Below are 25307 nucleotides of genomic sequence, written 5' to 3'. Positions count from 1 at the left end.
AGGGTTCGAAAAATCAATAGCTTCATGTGTTATTAAAGCGTGCGGAATTTTGTAGAGGTACTCATTCTGATTTTGATCGAATAAAATAATTTCCTTTTCGCCTTGAAAATGAAAGTGAAATATATTGGCTAAATCAATATCATAATGCATAAAAGTGTGTGAATCCTTACCGCCAAAAAACAGCATAGGCATAGCTTTCATAAGTTTTAAGCCAAAATCGGGATAGGAAAAATCATTTTGAAGTTCCGGAACTTCTTTCAAGATATTCCAAAGAAAAATGCGATATTTAGTCGGTTCTTTTTTAAGCAAATCAATGTATTCGCTCATTTTCATTTTGGCATGCGGTTCGTTAAAACCATCCTTATAATCTACAGGTCTGTCATCATACAGCGGTACCACTTTATCACCTGCAACCTGATTTATATAATCTAGATTCCATTTGGTATAGGCTGGCCAATCTTCAATAAATTGTTCAATAACCACAGGTTTTTGCGGCTTAAAATAATGCTTTATAAAATCCGCTTTAGTAATTGTTTTTACGCGCGGAATTGTCTGTAGGTTCCATGTCAATGCTCAAAACTTTTAGAACATCAAAGTTAAGGAATTGTAAGCAAACAAAATGGTGAAACTACCGTTCAATTTATTTCTAAAATTTGAACCCTTAAGAAACAATTTGAATTATTTGTTGTCTGATTTTGTTTTGTCCGTAACTTCTGCTTCCGGAATATCTTTACCTTTTAAATATTCTGGTAATTCCATTCCGGCCATGTTAAACATTTCCTGTAGTGGCGGAACTGATTTGTACATACCTGAAAGGAAATTGGCAGTTGAGGTTTTCCCATCTTTTCCACCACCATTTTCCCAAACGGTTACTTTATCGATCTTAATATTTTTAATAGCTTCCGCTTGCATTTTCACCAATTCTGGTAATTTATCAGCAATAAGTAATAATACGGCGTCTTTGGAGTTGTTACCAGCAGCTTTTACAATCTCATCTAAACCAGCTGCTTGTTTGGTTAGTACTTCATATAAACCTTGAGCTTCAGCTTGAGCTTTAAATAAAATAGCATCTGCTTCACCTTTAGCAAGTCTTCGAATACGCTCAGCTTCGGCTTCAGCATCAATTTCAACTTTTCGTTTATCAATTTCTGCAGGTACAATAACATCCGCTAGCTGAGAAGAACGCTCACGTTCGGCTCTTGCCGTTTCTGCCAATTGCTCGGCTGCATACGATTCTTCTAATGCTTTTGCTGCTTGAACTTTTTCCGATGCATTGGCAATACGTTCTGCTTCAGCTTCACGTTGACGACGTAAAGAATCTGAATTTGCAACGGCAATTTTTGCGGTATTTTCACCTTCTACAGCTTGTGCATTGGCAGCAGCAACTTGACTTCTTTCATCTTGAACCGCATTGGCTTCTCCAATAGATCCATCTCTTGTTTTCTCGGCAACCGATTTACGCGCGGCATTAATAGCATGTGCAGCAGCTTCTTTACCAAGTGCTTCAATATAACCAGACTCGTCAACAATATCTGTAATGTTTACGTTGATTAATTTTAAACCTACTTTCTTTAATTCGGTTTCTACACTTTCTGAAATGTTAGTTAAAAATTTATCGCGATCATTATTTATTTCTTCAATATCCATAGATGCCACTACTAAACGTAACTGACCAAATATAATTTCTTGAGCTAAATCCTGAATTTCATTTTGCCCTAAACCTAATAAACGTTCCGCAGCATTTTGCATCACACCAGGTTCTGTTGACACACCAATGGTGAAACGAGATGGTACGTTAACACGGATATTTTGTTTTGATAAGGCGTTAACCAAATTCACTTCAATGGAAATAGGAGTTAATTCCAAGAATTCATAATCTTGAATTACAGGGAGAATAAATGCAGCACCACCATGAATACATTTGGCCGATTGACCACCGCCTACTTTTCCATAAACAACTAAAATCCTGTCAGAAGGACACCTTTTATAGCGCCTGATAAGTACAACTATGAAAACAAAAACAAATAGAATGGCTGCAACTATGGCAATAGGAAATCCTAAATTAAAAGCTTGGGTAAAAAGAAATGTCATAAGGTTAAGGTGTTAGATTTATGTGGTTTTATGCGTATCAACTATTAAAATACCATTAGAAGTTACGTCTAAAACAGTAATAACGGTTCCATACTTAAGGGCGGTTTTACAATCGGTTAAAGCATCTAATTCACGAAGCGATCCTTGGATATTAACACTGACTTTACCAATTTTGGACCGATTAGCGCCTATAGTTAAATATACTTCGCCAACCGCATTAATAGCATTTTTATAATCTAAGGTACCACTAGAAGTTAATTTTTTCATGTAGTGAAACATGGCCGCCATAATAGTCATCATTAATAAACCACTAATGAATGAAATAATAACGGTTACAGGTTTTGAAAGGCCAGCATCTAAACAGGCAATTCCACTCCAGCCAAAAATGGTGAAGAAACCGACGAGGTTTTTAAAGGTGATAAATTGAAATTCAATACCAGCTTCTGCGTTAATATCATCAATATCTTCGCCGCCATCAGCACCCATAAAGGTTGTAATGATGATAAATAAAAAGAAAAGCGAACCAATTAATGCTATTGCCCAATAAAATTTCGCAAATAATTCTAAAGCTGAAAACCACTCCATCATAACATGTACAGATTATAAGTTTTAAATATAAACCTTTAAGGCATTCCTACAATGCATTTAAAGAATTTATTATATAAGTAGCTTTAAATAGATTTTTGTTACAAAACGAGCCCAGACCTATGCAAACCTAACAGGCTTTTTAAAACCTGTTAGATTTAGAACAATGCAATAGCTTCCTACTTAAAGTTGTATTTTAATCCGAACAAAACAAGCCCTTTTACAGCAGGTACTAAATTGGTTTCTGTATAGTCTGCTTGAAAAATATTGTTAGCGGTTACTGAAAACTGAAAGGCGTTGAATTCGTAATTAATACTAGCATCATACACATTGTAACTGTCACCAATAGTCCGTTCAGCATAACGATATACGATGGATTGTGATAGGTTTTTGAAAAATTGACTCCTAAACGTTGCCACAAATTGATGCTTTAACGAGTTTATTGAATAGCGTGAAAAGTTAGATGATACATCGTTTAAATCGTCTTCTAAAAAGGTGTAGCCAAAACTCATGTTCTGCGTAAAATTGGCCATAAAAAAGGTGTAATCTGTTTGGGCTTCAAAGCCCATAGTATTCAATTCCGCTATATTAGTGGCTTGCCATGGATCTGCAACATCGTCCTTTATATAGTCGATTAATTTTTTAGAATCTCTGTTAAAAAATGCGCCAGAAATACGGAATCCTTTATGATGAAACTTTATGCCAAATTCTTCCGAAATGGCTTCTTCCGGATCTAAATTGTCATTACCCAATTCTGTTGGGCTTGAATAATACAAATCCGTGTAGGTTGGAACCCGATAGGTGTAACCGATGTTTCCATACAATTGAAAATTATCCGATACTTTATAACCGATATCCACACCTGGAAAAGCATGAAATTTAAAGTCAGAAAAATAACTAACCGCAATTCCCGGTGTTACTGAAAGTGCATCATTTAAAAACGTAAACCGATGTTCTAAAAATAGGTTGGTGGCAAAACGGTTATGGTTGCCTAAATTATTACTAGCAATATAGGTTTGTGATAAATCGACACCAAAACCCGTAATTCCTAATGCTGATTTATAGGATGCATTGACTTCAGCTGCAATTTTATTGGTTTGATGTAAATTTCTATAAACCGATGGATTATCCCGAATAAACACATACATATCTTGGTTTCTTCGCCAATATAAACGTGGCTTCCAGGTAAATTTTTCCGATTTTATTTCTGTTGAAAAACCAACCAAACTGGTTTGGGTTTCTTCATATTGATCTTTTGCAGCTGGTGATGCATAAAAACCATTAGCACCAAATTTGCGTTCTTGGTAATTAGCAATAAATGAAATGGGCAGTTTATTCTTATTAAACATACTTTTAATAAAGTAACTTTGATTATCATAATCCGTATTGTAACGGTAACCATCAGATAGATTGCGAGAGACATTAATAATATGAGACGAATTTTCCAAGTTGCTTCCAACTGTAATATCCGCATTTTTCTGACCGAAAGAACCAACTTGTACACCAAGCGACACCATATTATCTGTTTGCTTTTTTGTGACAATATTAATAGCACCTGTAAAGGCATTCTGGCCAAACACGCGCGCTGCAGGACCTTTTATAACTTCAATGCGCTCAATAACTTCTAAAGGCAATGCCATATTTAGGGTGTGATGCCCTGTTTGTGCATCTTCTAGTTTCATGCCATCAATAAGCAATAAGGTTTGGTCAAAACTACCACCACGAATGTATAAATCGGCTTGGGTACCATCGGCTCCACGACGCCTGACATCAACACCTGCAACTTGTTGTAATAAATCGGCAACATTAGTGGTAGCACTGTTTTTTATATCGGCACTTGTTATAATGGAAATGGTTCTAGAGTTTTCTTTAAAAGGTAAATCAATTCGGCTGGACGTGATAACAACGGAATCTAGAGCCTGCTGTGGTGATTCTTGGGGGTTTCCTTTAAACGAAAAAATAAGTAATAAGGTAACTAACGGAAATAATTTCATAAGAATGGTAATTCGTGTTTTTTATAAGGTGGCAAAAGTCGTAACTTTCCGGATCACTAAACTAGTCCAGTTTTAAACTTATGAATAGTCCGGTTAATGATTTGTTAAAAAAACTCATTCACTTCGAAAAATCGCAAGTAACGGCGGTGTATATTCAAATTGCGCAGCAAATTATTAATGCCATTCAACGAAGTTATTTAATTGAAGGAACCGCTTTGCCAGGCACACGTATTTTAAGTGACATACTTTCCATTAATAGAAATACAGCTGTGGCTGTTTATGAAGAATTAGCATCTCAAGGTTGGGTGGAAATCATGCCAAATAAGGGGACTTTTGTCTTGATGCCGGAACAAAAAACGGCAAGTATAAAAGCTACATCTCAAGGTTTAGAAAAGTTGCGTGATTATCCAAATACAACCGGATTTCCATTTCAATCGTCGTTTAATTTAGCGTCAACCCAGGAAATATCGGTTACTAATTATGTGATTAATGATGGTCAACCTGATTTAAGGCTGCATCCAACGCATCAATTTTCTCGCTGGTATAGTGCATCTATGAAACGCGCGCCTTTAATTTCTAAATGGAATCAGACAAATGAGCAATCGGCAACAACCTTTAATTTACACTTAAGTAATTATTTAAACGCCACACGTGGTTTTCATATTAAACCGCAAAATATTATGAGCACACGAAGTACGGAGATGAGTTTATATATCGTGTCGCAACTTTTAATAAAACAAGCCAATGTGGTTTTGGTAGCCGATTTAAGTCACTATAAATCGAATATGATTTTTCAACAAGCTGGTGCTAATATTATCACCATTCCAGTGGACGAGCATGGGATTGATGTGGATTATATTAAAACCCATTTTACCAAGCGCAGCATCAGGTGTGTATATGTTTGTGCACACAGACATTATCCAACAACTGTAACGTTGAGTGCTGAAAGACGTTTAAAATTATTGCAATTAGCAAAAGCCTATCAATTTGCGATTATTGAAGACGATTTTGATTATGATTTTCAATTTGAAGGCTCTGCCATGTTACCTATGGCTAGTTCGGATGCGCATGGTGTCGTGATCTATTTAGGGAAATTAGGACAGTCGTTTTTTCCGAGTTTTCAAATTGGATTTGTAGTTGCTCCAGAAACGATTATAAACGAAGCGAAAAACTATTTACAAATACTAGATAAACAAGGCGATTTAATCCAGAAGCAAATGCTTTCTGAACTTATTTCTGAAGGCGAAATTCATCGGTTAATTAAAAAGAATATTACTGTTTATAAGCAAAGACGTGATTATTTGATCGAACAACTAAAAGAACATTTTAAATCGCTTGCCACTTGGGAACTACCTGCAGGCGGTTTGGCTATTTGGTTGCGATTAGAACCGCGGATTTCGCTTGTTGAATTGGCTAAAAAAGCCAAAGAAAACGATTTGTTTTTACCCAAAACCATTCTCTATCAAAATAAAGATATTTGCGCTATTAGACTTGGATTTGGCCATTTAAATGAAGCCGATATTGGCGTAGTTGTCCAAAAACTAAAAATAAGCTATGATGCTGTGGTTAGTCAAAAGGGTGATTAAAACGCGCAATTTATTCTAAAGGGAATTCTGTTTTACAATGCTCACAACGATAATTATACCGTGTGTGAAACGGCAATGTGCCAAAAACAAAGCCAACTAAAAATGCCATAAAGGATTTTAAATCTTTAATAGTCGAAAATAGTTCTATTTTAGTTTCTTGGCAATTTGGGCAATGAATGGCATGACCATCATCATCCAAAGAGTAACTAGAAATAGATTTTAAAATGGCAATGGCTTCAGCTTCCTGTTCGGTATATACTTTCAGTTTTACGCCTCCAATGGCGTTACTGACAATTGGGTTGGTGTCAATTGTTGTGTAGTCCGTTAAAAACACCTCGATGCCTTCGGCTTCTAGTCTGCCTTTTATAATTTCGGCTTCTGTGGTGTACTGAAATACAGTAATGGTTTTAAAGGTGTCTTCCATAATATGTAAAAATAAGGAAAGAATTTTCCTTTAAAATATAAATTCTTTAGATTTCACCTAGTTATCGTCTCATTTCAGAATTTATTATTAGATTTATACCGCAGACACTTGAATGGCATTATTTTGATGAAATCTCGTATATGATTCCTTCACATACCAAATTCAAATTATTGCATGACATAAATAATTCAAAACCAAAACCATGAGACTTCAAACCGCCAATCCCTTGACTTTCTTTACACCTGATTTATCTGTGAATACAGGAGCTGTTTTTGTTGATACTGGAATATCAGCAGGATTTCCTGCGCCAGTTGAAGATTTTAATGAAGAACGTTTGTCATTAGACAACATGTTGGTTAAAAATAAAATGACCACATTCTATGCGCGCGTTTCAGGGCAGAGTATGATTGATGCTGGTTTAGATGATAATGATTTATTAGTTATAGATAGAAGTTTAGAGCCTATTAATAACCGTATTGCTGTTTGTTTTTTAGATGGTGAATTTACGGTGAAACGCCTACGGGTTGAAAAAGATGGTGTTTGGTTACAACCAGAAAATGCCATGTATCAACCTATAAAAATTACGGAAGAAAACGATTTTGTTATTTGGGGTATTGTTACCAATGTGATTAAAAAAGTTTAAGTTAGCCTAACTATTCCAAAGAAAAACGGTTACTATTTATGGTAGAATTATCTGTACTTGATGTCTCTCTAATTATTTCATTTTTTGCAATTACGCTTTTTATAGGAATTTACGTTTCCAAACAATCCGGAAAATCGGCTTCCGAGTATTTTTTATCAGGTCGAAATATGCCTTGGTGGTTGTTAGGAGTTTCTATGGTAGCAACTACGTTTTCTACTGATACGCCCAATTTAGTAACCGATATTGTAAGAACCAATGGGGTTTCTGGAAATTGGGTTTGGTGGGCGTTTCTGCTAACAGGTTTATTAACCGTATTTGTATATGCGAAGTTGTGGCGAAAATCGGAAGTCAACACAGATATCGAGTTTTATGAATTGCGCTATGGTGGAAAACCAGCGCGTTTTTTAAGAGCGTTTCGCGCCATTTATTTAGGAATTATCTTTAATATTTTAGCCATGTCTGCCGTAACATTAGCAGCTATAAAAATTGGTGCTATTATGTTGGGTTTACAACCTTGGGAAACGGTTATATATGCTGGGACCATAACCGTTATTTTTAGTGCTTTGGGTGGTTTTAAAGGTGTTGTTTATACAGATTTTATTTTATTCTTTACGGCTATGGCTGGTGCGTTAGGTGCTGCTTATTATTTAGTGGGTTTGCCTGAAGTAGGTGGATTGGAAGCCATGTTGCAGCATGAAAATGTAGCGGATAAATTAAATATCCTACCAGATTTTACCAATACTGAAGCCTTAATTACTTTATTAATTATTCCATTAGCGGTACAATGGTGGAGCTCTTGGTATCCAGGAGCTGAACCTGGAGGTGGTGGTTATATTGCCCAACGTATGTTGGCCGCAAAAAATGAAAATCATGCTATTGGTGCGACCTTCTTTTTTAATATCATGCATTATGCGTTGCGTCCTTGGCCTTGGATTATTGTGGCATTAGCATCCTTGGTGGTATTTCCGGATATTGCCAGTATTCATGAAGCCTTTCCTTTAGTTGCTGAAGATAAATTAGGGCATGATTTAGCCTATTCGGCTATGCTTACCAAGTTGCCAAGTGGTTTACTAGGTTTGGTATTAGCGTCGTTGGTTGCGGCTTATATGAGTACCATTTCAACACATCTAAATTGGGGCGCGTCCTATATAGTAAACGATTATTACAAACAGCAAGTTAAGCCAGATGCTTCGGAAAAGCAATTGGTTGCTGTAGGACGAATTGCGACTATTGTTTTAATGGTTTGTAGTGCGTTATTAGCATTGGTTCTTACAAATGCCTTACAACTGTTTGATATTATTTTAATGTTTGGAGCAGGAACTGGTTTAATTTTTATTTTGCGCTGGTTTTGGTGGCGCATAAACGCATGGAGTGAAATTTCGGCTATGTTTGTATCCGGATTTGTCTCTATTATTTTGAGTTTTACAGATTTGGGAACCTATTGTTTTGGTGATGATGCACTCATGCCAGGATGGGCAAAATTCCCCATGATTGTTTTAGTAACGACTATTGTATGGGTTGCGGTAACATTCTTAACGCAAGCAGAAAGCAAAACAGTATTGCAGAAATTTTATAAGAAAATTCAACCAGGCGGTCCAGGTTGGAATAAAGTGGTTCATGAAGCACGTGCTGATAATGTGGAACTTGTGGATACGAAAGAAGGGTGGAGTGTACCATCAGGCATTTTAGCTATGTTAGTAGGCTGTGCCATGATTTACAGTGTCATGTTTGCAACAGGCTATTTTATTTATGGTGATTATCTCCATGCCCTTTTGCTAACAGGCGCCTCAATTATTTTTGGATTTATGCTCGTTAAGTTATGGAAGAAGATTAAAGTGAATGTGCTTTAATTTACAATGGATTATTTAAGTTAATAAGTACTTATGAAAACGTTGAATTTAAAGATGAAAATAGGAGAGTGGTACCTAAAACAATAGATTTAAAATAAGCTATAAATGAACACTATTTACCTTTAGGTGTAATATAAAAAGACCTTACGGGAAGTAAGGTCTTTTTATTTTTTATAATCTTTAATTAGCAATTAATCTGCTAAAATAATCACTTTATTATCTTTCATTTCGAGGGTTCCAGAATTGATTGCAACTGTCAGTACCTTTTTATCGTCTTTATGAGGAATAATAGACCCGTGTAACTCATCAAAAACCAAATGGCTTTGTGTATGGGTATTAATTCTAATAGTACCTTCAGTTAAAATAGATACAATAGGTGCGTGATTGTTTAACATTTGGAATTCACCATCAACACCTGGTGCTGTTACAGAGTCCACTTCCGAACTAAATATCGTTGCCTCTGGCGATACAATTTCTAAATACATATTTTATAAGTATTCAGTATTCAGGATTCAGCAATCAGTTGCTACTGCAAACTGCTACTGCAAACTGCATACTAGATTTAAGCTTCCGATAACATTTTCTCACCAGACTCAATAGCTTCTTCAATTGTTCCTTTAAGGTTAAAGGCAGCTTCTGGAAGGTGATCTAATTCACCATCCATAATCATATTAAATCCTTTAATTGTTTCCTTAATATCAACTAAAACACCTTTAAGGCCTGTAAATTGTTCTGCTACATGGAAAGGTTGTGATAGGAAACGTTGTACACGTCTTGCTCTACCAACAGCCATTTTATCTTCTTCAGATAATTCTTCCATACCAAGAATAGCAATAATATCTTGTAATTCTTTATAGCGCTGTAATAACTCTTTTACACGTTGTGCACAATCATAATGCTCATCACCTAAAATATCAGCCGTTAAAATTCTTGACGTAGAATCTAATGGATCTACAGCAGGATAAATACCTAACTCGGCAATTTTACGAGACAATACAGTTGTTGCATCTAAATGAGCAAAGGTTGTAGCAGGCGCAGGATCCGTTAAATCATCCGCAGGTACATAAACCGCTTGTACAGATGTAATAGATCCTCTTTTTGTTGATGTAATACGTTCTTGCATGGCACCCATCTCAGTTGCTAAAGTTGGTTGGTAACCTACGGCAGATGGCATACGTCCAAGTAATGCAGATACTTCAGAACCCGCTTGTGTAAAACGGAAAATGTTATCTACGAAGAAAAGTACATCTTTACCTTGGCCTTCACCAGCACCATCACGGAAATATTCTGCAATAGTTAAACCAGATAATGCAACACGTGCACGTGCTCCAGGAGGCTCATTCATTTGTCCGAAAACGAAAGTTGCTTTGGATTCTTTCATGGCAGTTTTATCAACTTTAGATAAATCCCATCCACCATTTTCCATAGAATGCATAAAATCTTCACCATAACGGATAATTCCTGACTCTAACATTTCACGAAGTAAATCATTTCCTTCACGTGTTCTTTCACCAACACCTGCAAATACAGAAAGTCCACCGTGTCCTTTTGCAATATTGTTAATCAACTCTTGAATTAATACGGTTTTACCTACACCAGCACCACCAAATAAACCAATTTTACCACCTTTTGCATAAGGCTCAATTAAATCGATAACTTTAATACCTGTGAATAAAACTTCTGTCGAGGTTGATAAATCTTCAAATTTTGGTGCTTGTCTGTGAATTGGTAAACCAGCAGCTCCCGCTTTTGGCAAATCACCAATACCATCAATAGCATCACCAATTACGTTAAAAAGTCGTCCGTAAACATCTTCACCAATAGGCATTTGAATTGGTGCACCTGTTGCAACAACTTCGGTTCCTCTACTTAAACCATCTGACGAGTCCATCGCGATAGTACGAACGGTATCTTCACCGATGTGAGATTGTACTTCTAATACTAATAAAGACCCATCAGCTTTTTTAATTTCTAATGAATCGTAAATTTTTGGAAGTTCAGAACCAGCTCCGAATTCAACATCAATAACTGGACCTACAATTTGTGCAACTTTACCTGTAACTTTTGACATTACTTATGTGTTTAATATTATGCAATTTAATTCAATGAAAACACCTACTGTTTTCGCGCTGCAAATATATGGGTTTTAATTTAAAAACCGTATTAAAAATTATGGCTTTTTTTGACATTAAAAAAGCCCTCTATTTGAGGGCTTTCCTATTTATATAAAAAAGATTGTTTTTAGCGTAATGTTGGTGGGTAATTTGTTGGCTTTGTTCCTGGATCAATTAAATTTCCAGAAGCTTCAAAATTACTACCATAGGTGGCATCAATAGCTTTCATCATTTCGTTTGCTATTATGGCATAGCCTCTAGCTGTTAGATGCACACCATCTAAACTTACTAAACCACCTCTAACTAAAGCTGTATTGTAAATAAAGTCCCCTGAAGGATAACCTGTTGTAGCAGCCTGTTCTAAAATACCTTTGAAGTCCACAAGAGCCAAACCATTATCTGATGCTATAGTTTGAATCGAAGCGTTGTATGCATCGGTAGCTGCCGTAATAGCTGCTTGCTCACTAGGAATAAGAACCCATTTGTCTGCTAATGGCAAGGTAACACCTTCTACAGAAAATTGACCAGCTACCGCAGCTGATAAACCTTGTCCAATTAAAAAACCAGCATAAGTTTCATTTACCTGACCGATAATACTACTACTTGGTAGTACAAATAAATCAGCTGGAGTTGCTTGTCTTGATTGACCATATGTTTGACCTAATAAACCAGCTACAAGTGGTGCCGCTGCAGGCGGTAAACCAAATTGTGCTATAAATGCAGGGAATGTTGGGCTTGCTAGTAATTGTGTGGTTATTATAGTTGAAATATCTGTAAGCGATTCATCTTTAATTACTACAGGGCTTGGTTCTGTATCAGAAAAAACTATAGCACGGCTTGGGTCTACAGCGTTAAAAATTGGGTTCAAAGCGCCAAACACATTGTTTAATGTTGGAACTTGAGCAGCAAAATCATCGTTTTCTGAAGGATCTAATGGGTTATAAGGTACCGTTGTAAAGTGCGCTAACGTAGTTATATAAGGTACGTTAGTAACAACACCTTTTGCATTGTTGGCCCCAATTAAGGCATTAACAGCTGCAGTAAAAGAACCTGAAAACACATTCGGATCTGTAATATCATTAGGGCCATAAGTTGATGGGTCGAAATTTCCTGTTTGGTCTACACCTGTTCCTCCAGATATAGCATAACTTAAAACATCATTACCGCCAATTTCTGATAAGCTAAAAAATGTTGGAGCTTGAGCGGCAGCATCACCAAGTACTGTGGCCATTGGATTAGAGGCCATTCTGCCAAAGTAAGGGTTAGCAAAACCATATCCTGCTACGCCTAAATGAAAACTTTTAAGGCCGGGAACACCATAGTTGTTAAACGGACCAGAAAGTACATTTGTAGCTTCTGTAGTTGACATGGCGTTTAAAGGTGTTGGTCCTGATCCGTCAAAGAACAGTCTAGGTCCAAATTGCCTATTACCATCGGCATCAAAAACAGGCATTCCATTAAATAATAAGCCGCCAATATTATCGGCCATTAAAGGTTGATTAAATGAGCCACCTCCTGCTAAAGCAAATTTTTGCGAGAGCATATTTGGAAAAGAATTGTTCTGCGCAGCAGCAAACAAGGCATTGTCGGTAAAACCAGCTGAAAAGGATGCGCCCACAGCTACGTATTTAGAAAAGTCGGCATCGCCAGTAACTAATGCAGGATACTGAATTGTTGCGTCCGATGCAGCATCATCATCACTACTACAAGCAGATAAGGTAATGGTTGCTGCTAGTAGACAAATATATTTGATATCTCGTGTTATCTTTTTCATAATTTTATAAGTTGTTAATTACTATTGAGGCGTAATACATAGATCCTATATTACCAGTACCAATGGCTGTGTAATATTCGTCACCTAATAAATTGGTAGCACCTACTTTAATTACAGATTTAAATTTAGGAAGGGTATAGCTTAATTGAGCGTCTATTGTATGGTATGATGGAATATCACCATCGCCAAAAGTTGCTTGCCAGAAATAAGAATCACTCCATCTCCATGCTAAATTAAAACCTAAATTTTTAATAACATTTGTGTTGCCGATAGACATTTTCACTTTGTGCTCTGGTGTGTTAAAGCTTGTTCTGAAATCTGGATATTTAGCTTGGTCAAACTCTTGTTTTGTAAACGTATAGTTTGCGCCTAAATCATAATTCCCAAAAATTTTGGTTGATAAACCAATGGCAGCTCCATAAGACTCAATATTCGCATCAGAATTTGTATATGTCTGGTATGCTTCAAAGTCACCATTTTGCAGTGCTAATAATGATAAGGTATTGTCTCCAACTGTTCCGTATAAAGGAACAACAACTGTTTCATTTGAAATAAAATCTGAATACGAGTTGAAATAAACACTAGCATCAATAATTAATCGCTTTACTTTACCACGATATCCTACTTCAATAGATGTTACTTGCTCTGGCTTAACGATATCTACATCTGAAGCAACAGGTGCACCATTTTGAACGGAGTTTAGAGTAAAAGAGTTCTCATAAGCCATACGTCCCGTAACTACTGACGTACTACCTTGGCCAGCAATTTGACCAGCTGTACTTATAGGGTATGTTCTAACATCGCGATCTAAATTAGATTCAGCTGAACCTACTAATACAGCGCGGCCGGCATCTAAACCGATAAATAAATCTTGTGTTGATGGATTTCTAAATCCTGTTTGGAAAGACCCTCTAATGTTGTGGTCTTCGTTAACTGTAAAACCAGCTGAGATTCTAGGAGAAAGGAACCCTTCAAATAACTCTGATTTATCATAACGTAACGAACCTGTTAATTTCAACTTTAAACTTTCGTTTAAGTCTAATTCTTTTTGGATTTGAGTATAGATACCAAATTCAGAATACTGAATTGGTCCGTCAAAATCCGTGTAAATGGTACCTGAAGAATTTAAGTCGTATTGTCTAAACGAACCACCAACTTGAATTTCTGCAAAATCGATTAAATGACTAAAGTTATAGTTAGCATCTGAATGATAATATTTAGATGCATCCTGGAAACGAGATCCTACTGATAAATCTGGATTTGCAATAACCTGATCAAATGCTCTCTTAAAGGCATCGGATCCAGGCTCTAAACGGCCATCATCTGCTACAAGTCTTGCGGCTGCATGAGCTTGAGCTTCTGTGGCTCCTCCCAAAGTTGCACCAGCGAAGGTGTTAATATAATCTCCAAACCAATCTTCATCACTCTTCCAAGAGCGGTTAATGTTAATACCGGTGAAAACCATATCGTAAGAGTCACCTGCCTTATCTGCAACTACATAACCTCTTACAAAGAAATTATCATTTCTAAATTCTATTTTGTGTTGTTGTTGTGTAAAGTTATCAATATTATAACGGTTAGTACCCTGATAGATAGTAGAACCTGTACCTATTTTACCCACATAGGCAATTTCAAAATCATTAGCCCAAGGTCTGTAGTATAATCCCCAGTCTGCTTTAATACTTTCCGCGTTATAATCTGTAAGTTCACGCTCTTCGTAACCTGTTCTACTTACTACAACATTTGGTATGATACCTAAACCACCCGAAGCAGCTCTAATATTTGTAGAAACTTCATCACCATATATATTGTAACCGTCATAATCAACAGCAGCTCTTGTAGCACCAGTGCCTGGTTTTCCTACATAATTATTGGCCACCCAATCCGTTCCGCTTAACCAGCCAAAATTAACCTTCGCGGCAAATTTATCTGAAAATTTATAAGCCATTCGGATACCAACATCGGTATAGCTATTGTCACCACCCGCGTCTTGCGATGTAATACCTTGTTTTACATAACCGCTAATACCAGCATGATCAAATGGGTTTTTACTACGCATAAATAAGATACCATTAAATGCGTTAGCACCATAAAGAGCAGAAGCGGCACCAGGTAGTAATTCAACGCTTAATACATCTGTTTCAGTCATACCCACTAAATTTCCAATTGGGAAGTTTAAGGCAGGTGTGGAATTATCCATGCCATCTACTAACTGCATAAATCGGGTATTTGAAAAGGCAGCAAAACCTCTTGTATTAATAGATTTAAAGGTTAAACTGTTTGTGTTAACATCAACACCTTTCAAGTTTTCTAAACCACCATAAAAATCGGCAGAAGCCGTGTTTTTAATTTCTTTCAACCCGAAACGTTCAACCGTTACCGGAGATTCAAAAATACGTTCTGGTGTTCTGGAAGCTGAAATAACGACTTCATCCAAAGCAGTTCCTTCAGAAAGCACGAGTTTAACAGAGTCGCTACTTGAAGTCACTTCTACTGAAGCAGATTCGAATCCAACACTACTTGCTTGAATTGTAAATGGAGGAACTTGGGATACTGTAAGGGTAAAAGCACCGTCAAAATCAGTAATTGTACCGGTTGCGGTTCCTACTACTATAACATTTGCGCCCGGAATTGGTTGTTCACTTCCATCCACAACTGTTCCTGAAATTGTTGTTTGTGCAAAGGTTATCGCACAGGAAAACAACAATAAAATTGAAAGAATTGATCTCATTTTTTCGTTTAAGTTAGTTATTATAGTAGCAATATAGATAATTATAACAAAACTTAATAAAAAATTCTAAAATTTTATGCAAGCATAGTAAAAATTAGTCATTCTAATATGATACTAACTTAATAAACCTGAATGAGATACCCTTAATAAAGAGGATTATTCAACGGTTACAGACTTGGCTAAATTTCTAGGTTGATCCACATTTTTTCCTAGCATGACAGCTATATGGTAAGATAATAACTGTAATGGAATAGTTGTTAATAGTGGAGATAAACACTCTAAAGTTTCTGGAACTTCAATAACATGATCGGCTAATTGTTTTACATTGGTGTCACCTTCTGTAACAATACCAATTATTTTACCTTTTCTAGCTTTGATTTCTTCAATATTACTAACTACTTTTTCATAATGCCCTTTTTTTGTTGCAATAACTACAATAGGCATTTGTTCATCAATTAAAGCTATTGGTCCGTGTTTCATTTCTGCGGCAGGATAGCCTTCTGCATGAATATATGAAATTTCTTTAAGCTTTAAAGCGCCTTCTAAGGCTACAGGGAAATTATAACCTCTTCCTAAATATAAACAGTTTTTGGCATTTTTATAAATGGCAGCAACGGCTTTAATATGCTCGTCAGATTGTAAGGCTTTTGAAACTTTCTCCGGAATTAATTCTAATTCTTGAAGGTGGTAGTGAAAATCCGATTTAGAAATTGTTCCTTTATTTTTTGCCAACTTTAAGGCAATTAAAGTAAGTAACGTAATTTGTGTTGTAAACGCTTTTGTGGATGCTACACCAATCTCTGGTCCGGCATGCGTATAAGCTCCTGCATGAGTTTCTCTTGCAATAGAAGAACCCACAACGTTGCAAACTCCAAATACAAATGCACCATGCGATTTGGCTAATTTAATAGCTGCAAGTGTATCCGCGGTTTCACCAGATTGTGAAATAGCAATTACCACATCTTGATCGGTAATAACGGGATTTCGGTATCTGAATTCCGAAGCATATTCTACTTCAACAGGAATTCTTGCTAAATCCTCAAAAATATATTCAGCTACTAATCCAGCGTGCCATGATGTACCACAGGCTACTATAATTATACGATTAGCATTTAAAAAACGCTCAAGATTATCATCAATTCCAGCCATTCTGATAATGCCTTCATTAACTAATAATCGACCTCTATAGGTGTCTCTAATGGCATTTGGTTGTTCAAATATTTCTTTTAGCATGAAATGTGGATAACCACCTTTTTCAATTTGCTCTAAATTCATTTGTAATTCTTGAACATATGGTACTACTAAAGAATCATCTTTAATTTTTCTAACTTTAATACCTTTGCCTAAACGAATGATGGCCATTTCTTCATCTTCCAAATACACAGCATTTTTTGTATATTCTAAAAATGGTGAAGCATCACTAGCTATAAAGAATTCATTTTCGCCAATACCAACGGCTAATGGGCTTCCAAGTCTTGCAATAACGATTTCGTCTGGTTTATTTTTGTCGAAAACAGCAATAGCATAAGCGCCAATTACTTGGTTTAATGCAATTTGAACAGCTTTACCTAATTTTACATTTTCTTTCTTTTTTACGTCTTCAATTAGATTAATTAATACTTCCGTATCTGTATCTGATTGAAACGTATAACCTCTAGATGTTAATTCTTTTCGAAGTGAATCGTAGTTTTCAATAATACCATTGTGAATAATGACTAATTCGCCAGAATTAGAGTAATGTGGATGCGCATTAACATCATTAGGCACACCATGTGTTGCCCAACGTGTATGACCAATGGCTATATTACCGTTTGTAGTCATTTCTGTTGCGGCTAGTTTTTCTAAATCAGCTACTTTACCTTTTGTTTTGCAAACCTTTAATTCGGTACCATCAAAAAGGGCAACACCTGCGCTGTCATAACCTCTATATTCTAAACGCTTAAGTCCTTGAATTACTATTGGATAGGCTTCACGATGACCTATATATCCTACAATACCACACATATCTTAATTGTTATTTGGTTCGGTATAAAAAATTTCGAATTTCACTTTTTTAGTGTCCGGGACACTTGGATTACTACCATGTAAAACCGTACTTCTTGGCGATAAAACAGAACCGTTTGATAATTTTTCATCCGGTACATTAAGTACACTCGCATTTTGAGTTAGATTTATATTTGTTGTTACAAAAACACCCAATTTTAAATTTGTAGAATCACGTAATAGAATATTATTGATGTGCTCTGTCAAACGAAATTTATATTTTAAGCCTTTGTTATTACCGTCTCGTTTAAGCTTTTCTGAATAATTGACTCTGGAGTAAAGCGGATTTGTGGTGCTAACTGTGGGATCCAGAAAATAATCAACAATAGGTGTATTATTCTTCAAATCGTAAATTATAACGCGATCAGGCTCTTGTCCCGAATTGTTAACTTCATTTTGATTGACATATAATACTAAATTAGCCTCATTAATCAGCCATTTTCCTTTCTTACCTTTAAAATAGTCTAAAGCCGGAACACTAACGCCTTCATCATCTTCCATATTACCAGAAAACAAATCAATAACAGCAAAACTACCTTCGCCACCTTTTAAATATACATTTGTGTCACCATTATTAGTGTCGGTGTTTGATGTAGCCGTATTTATAAGGTTTTTTACAGAATCAGAATTTTCAATCGTATTTAAACGATTGCCAGAAAAATTCATAGTAATTTTACGTTCATCACGACCTTCTATGGGATTTCCCTCATCATCAAAACCGGTCGATATGGTGGAGCTGTAATTAACTACAATTGTTCCTTGTGAAAAATCAAGCATTGCCATATTTCCTTGCCCTCCAGAAAGGTCTTCAACTTTAAAATATAAACCTCTAAAATAATTTTTAAAATTATTGGCATTGCTCAATTCCGTTTGTGAGCCTGGACTTGCCGTATTAAAGAAAAATAAATTATCCCAAAAATCACCTGGGTTAAACATTTGAACGCGTAAACTTGGTGCACTACGACTAATCTCTTCTTCCGTGTCTGTTTCCTCGTTATATTCTGTAATTATTGTTGGATTATTACTAGGAATATAGCTGTCATCTTCAAACAATAATTCGCCTGTGTAATTATCAAAATTAATGGTTTCATTGGCGTTAGAATAGAATTTTTGAGGCTCTGTTAAATCTGTTCCTGGATCAAAATCACGTAAAAAATAATTGTTTTGATAAACGGATAATTTATAGGTGTCATTAGAACCAAATGTAGAATCTAAAACATATGTGTTGTTTCCTTCTGAATCCGATCCATCAACTCTAGAGTAATAAGGAATAGATAAATAAACAGATTCCACTTTCGGATCTTCACCAAAATTAAATTCAAAATTAGATGGTACAACTTGTGTTACGATATTGGCTGTTGTCCTGCCATAAATTTTATCGAAATAAATTCCTAATAAATTTGATGGTAGGCCATTAGTTTGAACAGGTTCTAATTTTTTGTCATACATAATAGAAGGGAAAACCTTTCCGGCTGTAGTAAAGTCTTTAATGCCTTCAATTTCACTTTCAATCGTTGAGAAATCCTTTTCGCAAGCGACAACTGTTAGTAATAAACAGCCAACAGCTGCTATTGTTTTATACAGGTTTATTGTTTTTTTCATAGTAAATATTTAGCGCAAATAATTTAGCTTAACACCTCTGAATTATAAAATTCAGCATAGGCTTCACCAAACTCGTCTTTGGGCTTGTAATCTAAAACAGGTTTTTTAGAATCTTTTAAATGTTTTGTTAAATCTTCTGGAAGATCCTCTGATCCAATAATTAAGGCGTCTGAATAATCAATTGCAACCTTCATTACGTTATTATAGGTTGGATCTTTAAGGGTTTTTATAGCATCTTCACTGATGTTATCAAATTTTATTTTGTTAAACATGTCCTTGTTTAACGAACCATCAAAGCTTTGATTGTATACAGACGTTACTATTTTACTATCGTTAAATAAAGGTTCGTCTTTGTAATATTCTTTTAAGTAAACTGGTAATAGGGATGCTAACCAACCATGAACATGAATAATATCTGGTGCCCAATTTAATTTTTTAACGGTTTCAATAACCCCTTTTGCAAAAAATATAGCACGCTCATCATTATCCGGAAATAAATTTCCTTCTTCATCAGTGAGTGTGGCTTTACGCTTAAAGTATTCATCATTATCTATAAAGTAAACTTGAATGCGCTCTTTAGGGATGGAAGCAACTTTAATAATGAGTGGCATATCCAAATCATTAATAACTAAATTGATTCCAGAAAGTCTTATAACTTCGTGTAATTGATGTCTGCGTTCATTAATATTACCGTATCGTGGCATGAAAATTCTAATTTGTCCACCCAATTGATTCACCATTCGCGGTGTTTCAAATGACATGGATGAAATTTCAGTTTCGGGTAAATACGGAACTACTTCAGATGATACATATAATATCCTCTTATCTTTCATAATATTAAATAGCTTTTGAAGTTCAAAATAAAAAACACGCAAAATTACAAAATTTTATGCTAATTGCCCGTAAAATATTAAGTTTGCACGCGTTAAATTTTTATTAAGTGATTGTTTTTACAGAAAAGAGGCAAGTTGAAAAACATTTGCAAGGTCTAAAAGACCAGCAGTTTAGTATTGGTTTTGTACCAACCATGGGAGCATTGCACCAAGGACATTTGTCTTTGGTTTCAAAGGCGCTCCAGGAAAATTATTTTGTAGTTGTCAGTATTTTTGTGAATCCTACGCAGTTTGATAATGCAACCGACTTAAATAATTACCCGCGAACATTAGCGCGCGACACCGAACTTTTAAAAACAGTTTCAAACCAAATTATAATTTATGCGCCTGAAGTTTCTGATATTTATGAAACAGAAACCAAAGCAGAACATTTTAGCTTTGACGGTTTGGAATTTGAAATGGAAGGGCGTTTTCGCGAAGGCCATTTTGATGGGGTTGGTACCATTGTTAAGCGCTTATTTGAAATAGTTAAACCAGATCACGCCTATTTTGGACAAAAGGATTTTCAGCAATTAGCAATTATCAAAAAATTGGTTGAAAAACATCAAATTCCTGTTACTATACACGGATGTCCAATTCTTAGAGGTGCAGATGGTTTGGCATTAAGCTCCAGAAACGAACGCTTAAAACCAGAGTATAAAATAGCAGCACCATTTATCTATAAAACGCTAAAATCTGCCAAAAAACAGTTTGGCACAAAAAGTGCTAAATATGTTACGGAGTGGGTTGAAAACGCGTTTAGTAATCATAACTTATTACAATTAGAGTATTTTATAATTGCGGACGAAGAAACGCTGAAACCAGTTTCAAGAAAATCAAAAACCAAAACGTATAGAGCCTTTATAGCGGTCTATGCGGACGATATTAGACTAATTGATAATATCGCATTAAATTAATTATCTTTGCCATATGCAAATTCAAGTCGTAAAATCTAAAATTCACCGCGTAAAATGTACAGGTGCCGAACTTCATTATATTGGTAGTATTACCATTGACGAAGATTTAATGGAAGCTGCCAATATTATTCAAGGTGAAAAAGTACAAATTGTGAATAACAATAATGGCGAACGTTTAGAAACCTATTGTATCCCTGGGCCACGAAATAGTGGTGAAATCACCCTTAATGGTGCTGCAGCGCGAAAAGTATCTCCAGGTGATATTTTAATTCTAATTACCTACGCTTTTATGGATATTGAAGAAGCTAAAGTATTTAAACCATCTTTAGTTTTCCCTAATGAAGACAATAATCTATTGCAATAAGTAGTGAACCCTGCACTAAAAAAATATCTTAAAATTATACTCCCAATTCTGTTGGGAGTTTTTTTAATATGGTATTCTTTATCCAAAGTGCCGCTGTCCCAATTGCTAGATTATTTTAAAAATGCCAACTACTTTTATATAACGTTGGGTATGTTTTTCGGACTTTTAAGTCACCTGTCTCGATCCTATCGTTGGTTATTTCAGCTAGAGCCTATGGGTTATAAAGTGCGGTTTGCTAATAGTTTTATGGCTGTTTTTTCGGCTTATCTTATCAATTATACCATTCCTCGCGCAGGTGAAGTTGCTAGAGCGTCTATATTAACAACTTATGAAGGTGTTCCATTTGAAAAAGGTTTTGGTTCCATTGTAGCCGAACGTTTTGCAGATTTAATTATGCTGTTAATCATCATTGGAATCACCCTGTTTTTGCAATTCGATTATATCGTAGCTTTTTTTATAGAGCGTTTTAATCCTAAAAACTTACTTATTTACCTTTTATTGGCTATCTTGCTTTTAGGGGTTTTTATTTTTTATATCCGAAAAAGCAAAACTGGTTTCGGATTAAAAATAAAAAACTTTGTAAAAGGTCTCGCAGAAGGCGCATTGAGTATTTTTAAAATGAAAAAGAAGTGGGCATTTTTATTCCATACCGTTTTCATTTGGTCTATGTATGTGCTGATGTTTTATACTACTTCATTTTCGGTTGAAGCTTTAAATGGTATAACGCTTGGCGCAATTTTAATTGGTTTTATTTCTGCTACCTTCAGTATTGCAGCTACCAATGGTGGCATTGGCTCGTACCCAATTGCTATTTATGCGGCATTTTCAATTTTTGCTATTCCCGAAGCACCAAGTATTGCTTTTGGGTGGATTATTTGGACCTCCCAAACCTTACTCATCATTTTATTTGGTGGCTTATCCTTATTATACTTGCCTATTTTCAATAGAAATAAGGTGCCACACCAAATAGATTCCAAGGACTAGGTCATTATTATTTTCTTTTTAATCGGATTAATTATTTAGGCTTATTTTCATAACTTGCCCTAAATATTTTAATGCTTTATTATGAAACAAGCATGCTAAACGGTTTATCAACTTAGATGCCAATTAATAGCGAAAAGCATGTGACAATTAAAAAAAATAATAAAAATATACACATGAAAAAACTAGCCTTCCTATTTGTCCTTTTTTTTAGTATTTCTACTATACAGTCGCAAGTCATTTATCATCCGCTTCAATCTTCTAAATTAGGAGAAACGCGTGAAATTAAAGTGCAATTGCCACGTGGTTATGATGCAAATACCGATAAATCTTACCCTGTAATTGTGGTCTTGGATGGCGATTATATGTTTGAAGCCGTAGCCGGAAATGTAGACTATTATTCCTATTGGGAGGATATGCCAGAAAGTATTGTAGTTGGTGTCAATCAGGTCAGTACGCGCTCTGCTGATGTTTTGTATTCGGAACAAAACTCCCTGCCAATTGAAACAGGTGCTGCATTCTATGAGTTTCTAGGTATGGAATTGTTATCTTATATTAATGATACCTATCGAACCGTTAATTTTCGTGTGATTATTGGTCATGATCGCACAGCAAATTTTATGAATTATTTTCTATTAAAAGGGCAACCTTTATTTCAAGCTTACATAGCTATTAGCCCAGATTTAGCACCAGATATGCAAGCCTATTTAACGGAGAAACTACCGAAGATTGAAACCAAAATATTTTATTATTTAGCAACTTCGGCTAATGATATTGCGAAACTTAAAGAAAGCACAGACGCCTTAAATACCGCTATTTCAGGAGTAGAAAATAAAAACTTCTTATATTCTTTTGATTCGTTTGACAAAGCATCACATTACGCATTACCAGCTCATGCTATACCAAATGCTTTAGAAGATATTTTCTTTGTATTCCAACCTATCAGCAAAACGGAATATAAGGATACCATTCTTAAGTTAGAAGGGTCGCCAGTCACGTATTTAACAGAGAAATATCAAGCCATTCAGGATTTATTTGATATTGATAAGCCTATTTTAATAAACGATTTTAATGCCATTGAAGCCGCTATCAACAAATCTGAAAAATTTGAATATTTCGAAGAATTAGGGAAGATAGCCCGTAAAGAATATCCAGACACGCTTTTAGGAAACTATTATATAGCCCGTTTTTATGAAGAAACAGGCGAGCCGAAGCGCGCTATGAAAGCCTATCAAACAGCATTTGTTTTGCAAGAAATTGGTGGTATAACGAAAGATGAAATGTTACGTCGTGCAGATGCTATTAAAGCGGATTTCGGGTATTAAACGCAATAGAAAAGATTCCGATTTTTATAGGAAATAAATATGGCTAAAGTAAAAACAACATTTTTTTGTCAGAATTGTGGTTCACAATACAGCAAATGGCAAGGGCAATGTACGGCTTGTAAGGAGTGGAATACCATTGCGGAAGAAGTTCTTCAGAAACCGGAAAAAAGTGATTGGAAAACACCAACATCTACAAATAAAAAACGCGTTTCCAAGCCCTTATTAATTAATGAGATTGATGCATCCCAAGAAGCTCGAATGCAAACAGGCGACGCCGAATTTAACCGCGTTCTAGGTGGTGGCATTGTACCAGGATCTTTAACCCTTTTAGGTGGTGAACCCGGAATTGGAAAAAGCACCTTGTTGCTGCAGATAGCTTTAAAATTGCCTTATAAAACATTGTATATTTCTGGTGAAGAAAGCCAGAAACAAATAAAAATGCGTGCCGAACGTATTAATCCAAACAGTAATAATTGCTACATTCTAACCGAAACAAAAACGCAAAATATCTTTAAGCAAATCGAAGAGCTAGAACCCGATATTGTGGTGGTAGATTCTATTCAAACCTTGCATAGTGATTATATCGAATCCTCGTCCGGAAGTATCTCGCAAATTAAGGAATGTACAACAGAACTGATAAAATTTGCTAAAGAAACCGCCACACCTGTTGTTTTAATTGGTCATATTACCAAAGATGGAAATATTGCCGGTCCAAAAATTTTGGAACACATGGTGGATACGGTTTTGCAATTTGAAGGTGATCGGAATCATGTTTTTCGCATTCTACGGGCTAATAAAAATAGATTTGGTTCTACCAACGAACTCGGTATTTATGAAATGCAAGGGTCTGGTTTACGTGAAGTTTCAAACCCTTCGGAAATTCTTATTTCTAAAAAGGACGAAGATTTATCAGGTAATGCTATTTCAGCAACCTTAGAAGGTATGCGCCCGCTCATGATTGAAGTTCAGGCTTTGGTCAGTACAGCGGTTTATGGAACACCACAACGGAGTGCAACAGGCTTTAACGCCAAACGATTAAACATGTTATTGGCTGTTTTAGAAAAACGAGCCGGTTTTCGTTTAGGTGCTAAGGATGTGTTTTTAAATATTACAGGTGGTATAACTGTAGATGATCCTGCTATCGATTTAGCGGTGGTTGCCGCTATTTTATCCTCTAATGAAGATGTATCTTTGCCAAGAGATTATTGTTTTGCTGCCGAAGTTGGATTGTCTGGAGAAATTCGACCAGTGCAACGTGTGGAACAGCGCATTTTAGAAGCTGAAAAATTAGGGTTTTCAACCATATTTGTGTCTAAATACAATAAGATTTCCTTAAAAAATATGACCATAAAAATCCAATTGATTTCTAAAATTGAAGATTTGGTTGGGTTTATTGTGTAACAATATTTTT

Annotated in this window: 20 protein-coding genes; 8 read left to right on the top strand and 12 right to left on the bottom strand. The window is 35.7% G+C overall.

From position 1 onward, the window contains the following. The 4 genes from ACN0QX_RS10935 to ACN0QX_RS10920 form a co-directional block, all read right to left on the bottom strand. Nucleotides 1-570, bottom strand: a 570-nt coding sequence (locus ACN0QX_RS10935) for a cupin-like domain-containing protein (protein ID WP_417196976.1), incomplete at its 3' end; no start/stop codon positions are given. Between the two features lie 108 nt (nucleotides 571-678). After that, nucleotides 679-2091 (bottom strand): flotillin family protein, encoded by a 1413-nt coding sequence (locus ACN0QX_RS10930; RefSeq protein WP_248396555.1) that lies wholly within the window; start codon nucleotides 2089-2091, stop codon nucleotides 679-681. Nucleotides 2092-2109: 18 nt separating this feature from the next. Beyond that, a complete protein-coding gene (locus tag ACN0QX_RS10925) occupies nucleotides 2110-2679 on the bottom strand; it encodes a hypothetical protein (protein WP_248396553.1) in 570 nt (189 codons plus the stop codon). Between the two features lie 176 nt (nucleotides 2680-2855). Further along, nucleotides 2856-4670, bottom strand: coding sequence for a TonB-dependent receptor plug domain-containing protein (locus tag ACN0QX_RS10920; RefSeq protein ID WP_417196974.1), 1815 nt, complete (start codon nucleotides 4668-4670; stop codon nucleotides 2856-2858). A gap of 80 nt (nucleotides 4671-4750) precedes the next feature. Here ACN0QX_RS10920 and ACN0QX_RS10915 point away from each other — a divergent pair, with 80 nt between their 5' ends. Then, nucleotides 4751-6256, top strand: a complete 1506-nt coding sequence (locus ACN0QX_RS10915) for a PLP-dependent aminotransferase family protein (protein ID WP_417196972.1) — start codon at nucleotides 4751-4753, stop codon at nucleotides 6254-6256. A 10-nt stretch (nucleotides 6257-6266) separates the two neighbouring features. On the opposite strand, the gene ACN0QX_RS10910 is transcribed toward ACN0QX_RS10915, so the two are convergent. Next, a complete protein-coding gene (locus tag ACN0QX_RS10910) occupies nucleotides 6267-6680 on the bottom strand; it encodes a DUF2007 domain-containing protein (RefSeq protein ID WP_417196970.1) in 414 nt (137 codons plus the stop codon). A gap of 202 nt (nucleotides 6681-6882) precedes the next feature. On the opposite strand from ACN0QX_RS10910, the gene ACN0QX_RS10905 reads away from it, so the two are divergent. Both ACN0QX_RS10905 and ACN0QX_RS10900 read left to right on the top strand, forming a co-directional pair. Next, nucleotides 6883-7323, top strand: a complete 441-nt coding sequence (locus ACN0QX_RS10905) for a LexA family protein (RefSeq protein WP_066249359.1) — start codon at nucleotides 6883-6885, stop codon at nucleotides 7321-7323. 38 nt (nucleotides 7324-7361) lie between these two features. Next, entirely contained in the window at nucleotides 7362-9173 is a 1812-nt protein-coding gene (locus ACN0QX_RS10900) for a sodium:solute symporter family protein (RefSeq protein WP_417196968.1), read from the top strand. 191 nt (nucleotides 9174-9364) lie between these two features. Here the strand turns inward: ACN0QX_RS10900 and ACN0QX_RS10895 are convergent, their stop codons facing one another. The 7 genes from ACN0QX_RS10895 to ACN0QX_RS10865 form a co-directional block, all read right to left on the bottom strand. Beyond that, nucleotides 9365-9658 carry a F0F1 ATP synthase subunit epsilon gene (locus ACN0QX_RS10895; protein WP_248396543.1) on the bottom strand — a complete coding sequence of 98 codons (294 nt, stop codon included), beginning with the start codon at nucleotides 9656-9658 and terminating at the stop codon, nucleotides 9365-9367. A 77-nt stretch (nucleotides 9659-9735) separates the two neighbouring features. Beyond that, nucleotides 9736-11244 carry a F0F1 ATP synthase subunit beta gene (gene atpD / locus ACN0QX_RS10890; RefSeq protein WP_248396541.1) on the bottom strand — a complete coding sequence of 503 codons (1509 nt, stop codon included), beginning with the start codon at nucleotides 11242-11244 and terminating at the stop codon, nucleotides 9736-9738. Nucleotides 11245-11414: 170 nt separating this feature from the next. Further along, complete coding sequence (locus ACN0QX_RS10885; RefSeq protein WP_417196965.1) at nucleotides 11415-13061, bottom strand: G-D-S-L family lipolytic protein; 1647 nt, start codon at nucleotides 13059-13061, stop codon at nucleotides 11415-11417. A gap of 4 nt (nucleotides 13062-13065) precedes the next feature. Then, the gene (locus tag ACN0QX_RS10880; protein ID WP_417196963.1) at nucleotides 13066-15792 is read right to left on the bottom strand and encodes a TonB-dependent receptor; all 2727 of its coding nucleotides are present in this window, start codon (nucleotides 15790-15792) and stop codon (nucleotides 13066-13068) included. Nucleotides 15793-15948: 156 nt separating this feature from the next. Then, nucleotides 15949-17796, bottom strand: coding sequence for a glutamine--fructose-6-phosphate transaminase (isomerizing) (gene glmS / locus ACN0QX_RS10875; protein WP_248396535.1), 1848 nt, complete (start codon nucleotides 17794-17796; stop codon nucleotides 15949-15951). Nucleotides 17797-17799: 3 nt separating this feature from the next. Continuing rightward, entirely contained in the window at nucleotides 17800-19437 is a 1638-nt protein-coding gene (locus tag ACN0QX_RS10870; RefSeq protein ID WP_417196961.1) for a DUF4270 domain-containing protein, read from the bottom strand. Between the two features lie 23 nt (nucleotides 19438-19460). After that, entirely contained in the window at nucleotides 19461-20270 is an 810-nt protein-coding gene (locus tag ACN0QX_RS10865; protein ID WP_248396531.1) for a glycogen/starch synthase, read from the bottom strand. Nucleotides 20271-20377: 107 nt separating this feature from the next. Between ACN0QX_RS10865 and panC the strand changes: the two genes are divergently transcribed. The 5 genes from panC to radA all read left to right on the top strand — a co-directional run bounded on the left by panC (nucleotide 20378) and on the right by radA (nucleotide 25297). Beyond that, nucleotides 20378-21226: a pantoate--beta-alanine ligase gene (gene panC / locus ACN0QX_RS10860; protein WP_417196959.1), complete on the top strand. Its 849-nt coding sequence runs from the start codon at nucleotides 20378-20380 to the stop codon at nucleotides 21224-21226. 13 nt (nucleotides 21227-21239) lie between these two features. Then, complete coding sequence (gene panD / locus ACN0QX_RS10855) at nucleotides 21240-21590, top strand: aspartate 1-decarboxylase (RefSeq protein ID WP_248396527.1); 351 nt, start codon at nucleotides 21240-21242, stop codon at nucleotides 21588-21590. A gap of 3 nt (nucleotides 21591-21593) precedes the next feature. Next, the gene (locus ACN0QX_RS10850) at nucleotides 21594-22574 is read left to right on the top strand and encodes a lysylphosphatidylglycerol synthase transmembrane domain-containing protein (RefSeq protein WP_248396525.1); all 981 of its coding nucleotides are present in this window, start codon (nucleotides 21594-21596) and stop codon (nucleotides 22572-22574) included. 173 nt (nucleotides 22575-22747) lie between these two features. Beyond that, on the top strand, nucleotides 22748-23896 hold the full coding sequence (locus ACN0QX_RS10845) for an alpha/beta hydrolase (RefSeq protein WP_248396523.1): 1149 nt from the start codon (nucleotides 22748-22750) through the stop codon (nucleotides 23894-23896). A gap of 39 nt (nucleotides 23897-23935) precedes the next feature. After that, nucleotides 23936-25297, top strand: a complete 1362-nt coding sequence (gene radA, locus ACN0QX_RS10840) for a DNA repair protein RadA (protein WP_248396521.1) — start codon at nucleotides 23936-23938, stop codon at nucleotides 25295-25297. The last annotated feature ends 10 nt before the right edge of the window (nucleotides 25298-25307 follow it).

This window comes from Bizionia sp. (assembly GCF_048259285.1).
Classification (GTDB): Bacteria; Bacteroidota; Bacteroidia; order Flavobacteriales; family Flavobacteriaceae; genus Algorimicrobium; species Algorimicrobium hallyeonense.
Note: the sequence above shows the minus strand (reverse complement) of the source record. Positions and strands in the feature narration are given on the sequence as shown.

Excerpts from the sequence above, each read along its gene's own strand:
- ACN0QX_RS10905 (WP_066249359.1), top strand. The coding sequence starts at position 6,883 with ATGAGACTTCAAACCGCCAATCCCTTGACTTTCTTTACACCTGATTTA.
- panD (WP_248396527.1), top strand. The coding sequence starts at position 21,240 with ATGCAAATTCAAGTCGTAAAATCTAAAATTCACCGCGTAAAATGTACA.
- ACN0QX_RS10895 (WP_248396543.1), bottom strand. The coding sequence starts at position 9,658 with ATGTATTTAGAAATTGTATCGCCAGAGGCAACGATATTTAGTTCGGAA.
- ACN0QX_RS10900 (WP_417196968.1), top strand. The coding sequence starts at position 7,362 with ATGGTAGAATTATCTGTACTTGATGTCTCTCTAATTATTTCATTTTTT.
- ACN0QX_RS10925 (WP_248396553.1), bottom strand. The coding sequence starts at position 2,679 with ATGATGGAGTGGTTTTCAGCTTTAGAATTATTTGCGAAATTTTATTGG.
- glmS (WP_248396535.1), bottom strand. The coding sequence starts at position 17,796 with ATGTGTGGTATTGTAGGATATATAGGTCATCGTGAAGCCTATCCAATA.
- ACN0QX_RS10865 (WP_248396531.1), bottom strand. The coding sequence starts at position 20,270 with ATGAAAGATAAGAGGATATTATATGTATCATCTGAAGTAGTTCCGTAT.
- ACN0QX_RS10930 (WP_248396555.1), bottom strand. The coding sequence starts at position 2,091 with ATGACATTTCTTTTTACCCAAGCTTTTAATTTAGGATTTCCTATTGCC.
- ACN0QX_RS10880 (WP_417196963.1), bottom strand. The coding sequence starts at position 15,792 with ATGAGATCAATTCTTTCAATTTTATTGTTGTTTTCCTGTGCGATAACC.
- ACN0QX_RS10915 (WP_417196972.1), top strand. The coding sequence starts at position 4,751 with ATGAATAGTCCGGTTAATGATTTGTTAAAAAAACTCATTCACTTCGAA.
- ACN0QX_RS10845 (WP_248396523.1), top strand. The coding sequence starts at position 22,748 with ATGAAAAAACTAGCCTTCCTATTTGTCCTTTTTTTTAGTATTTCTACT.
- ACN0QX_RS10910 (WP_417196970.1), bottom strand. The coding sequence starts at position 6,680 with ATGGAAGACACCTTTAAAACCATTACTGTATTTCAGTACACCACAGAA.
- radA (WP_248396521.1), top strand. The coding sequence starts at position 23,936 with ATGGCTAAAGTAAAAACAACATTTTTTTGTCAGAATTGTGGTTCACAA.
- ACN0QX_RS10870 (WP_417196961.1), bottom strand. The coding sequence starts at position 19,437 with ATGAAAAAAACAATAAACCTGTATAAAACAATAGCAGCTGTTGGCTGT.
- atpD (WP_248396541.1), bottom strand. The coding sequence starts at position 11,244 with ATGTCAAAAGTTACAGGTAAAGTTGCACAAATTGTAGGTCCAGTTATT.
- ACN0QX_RS10885 (WP_417196965.1), bottom strand. The coding sequence starts at position 13,061 with ATGAAAAAGATAACACGAGATATCAAATATATTTGTCTACTAGCAGCA.
- ACN0QX_RS10920 (WP_417196974.1), bottom strand. The coding sequence starts at position 4,670 with ATGAAATTATTTCCGTTAGTTACCTTATTACTTATTTTTTCGTTTAAA.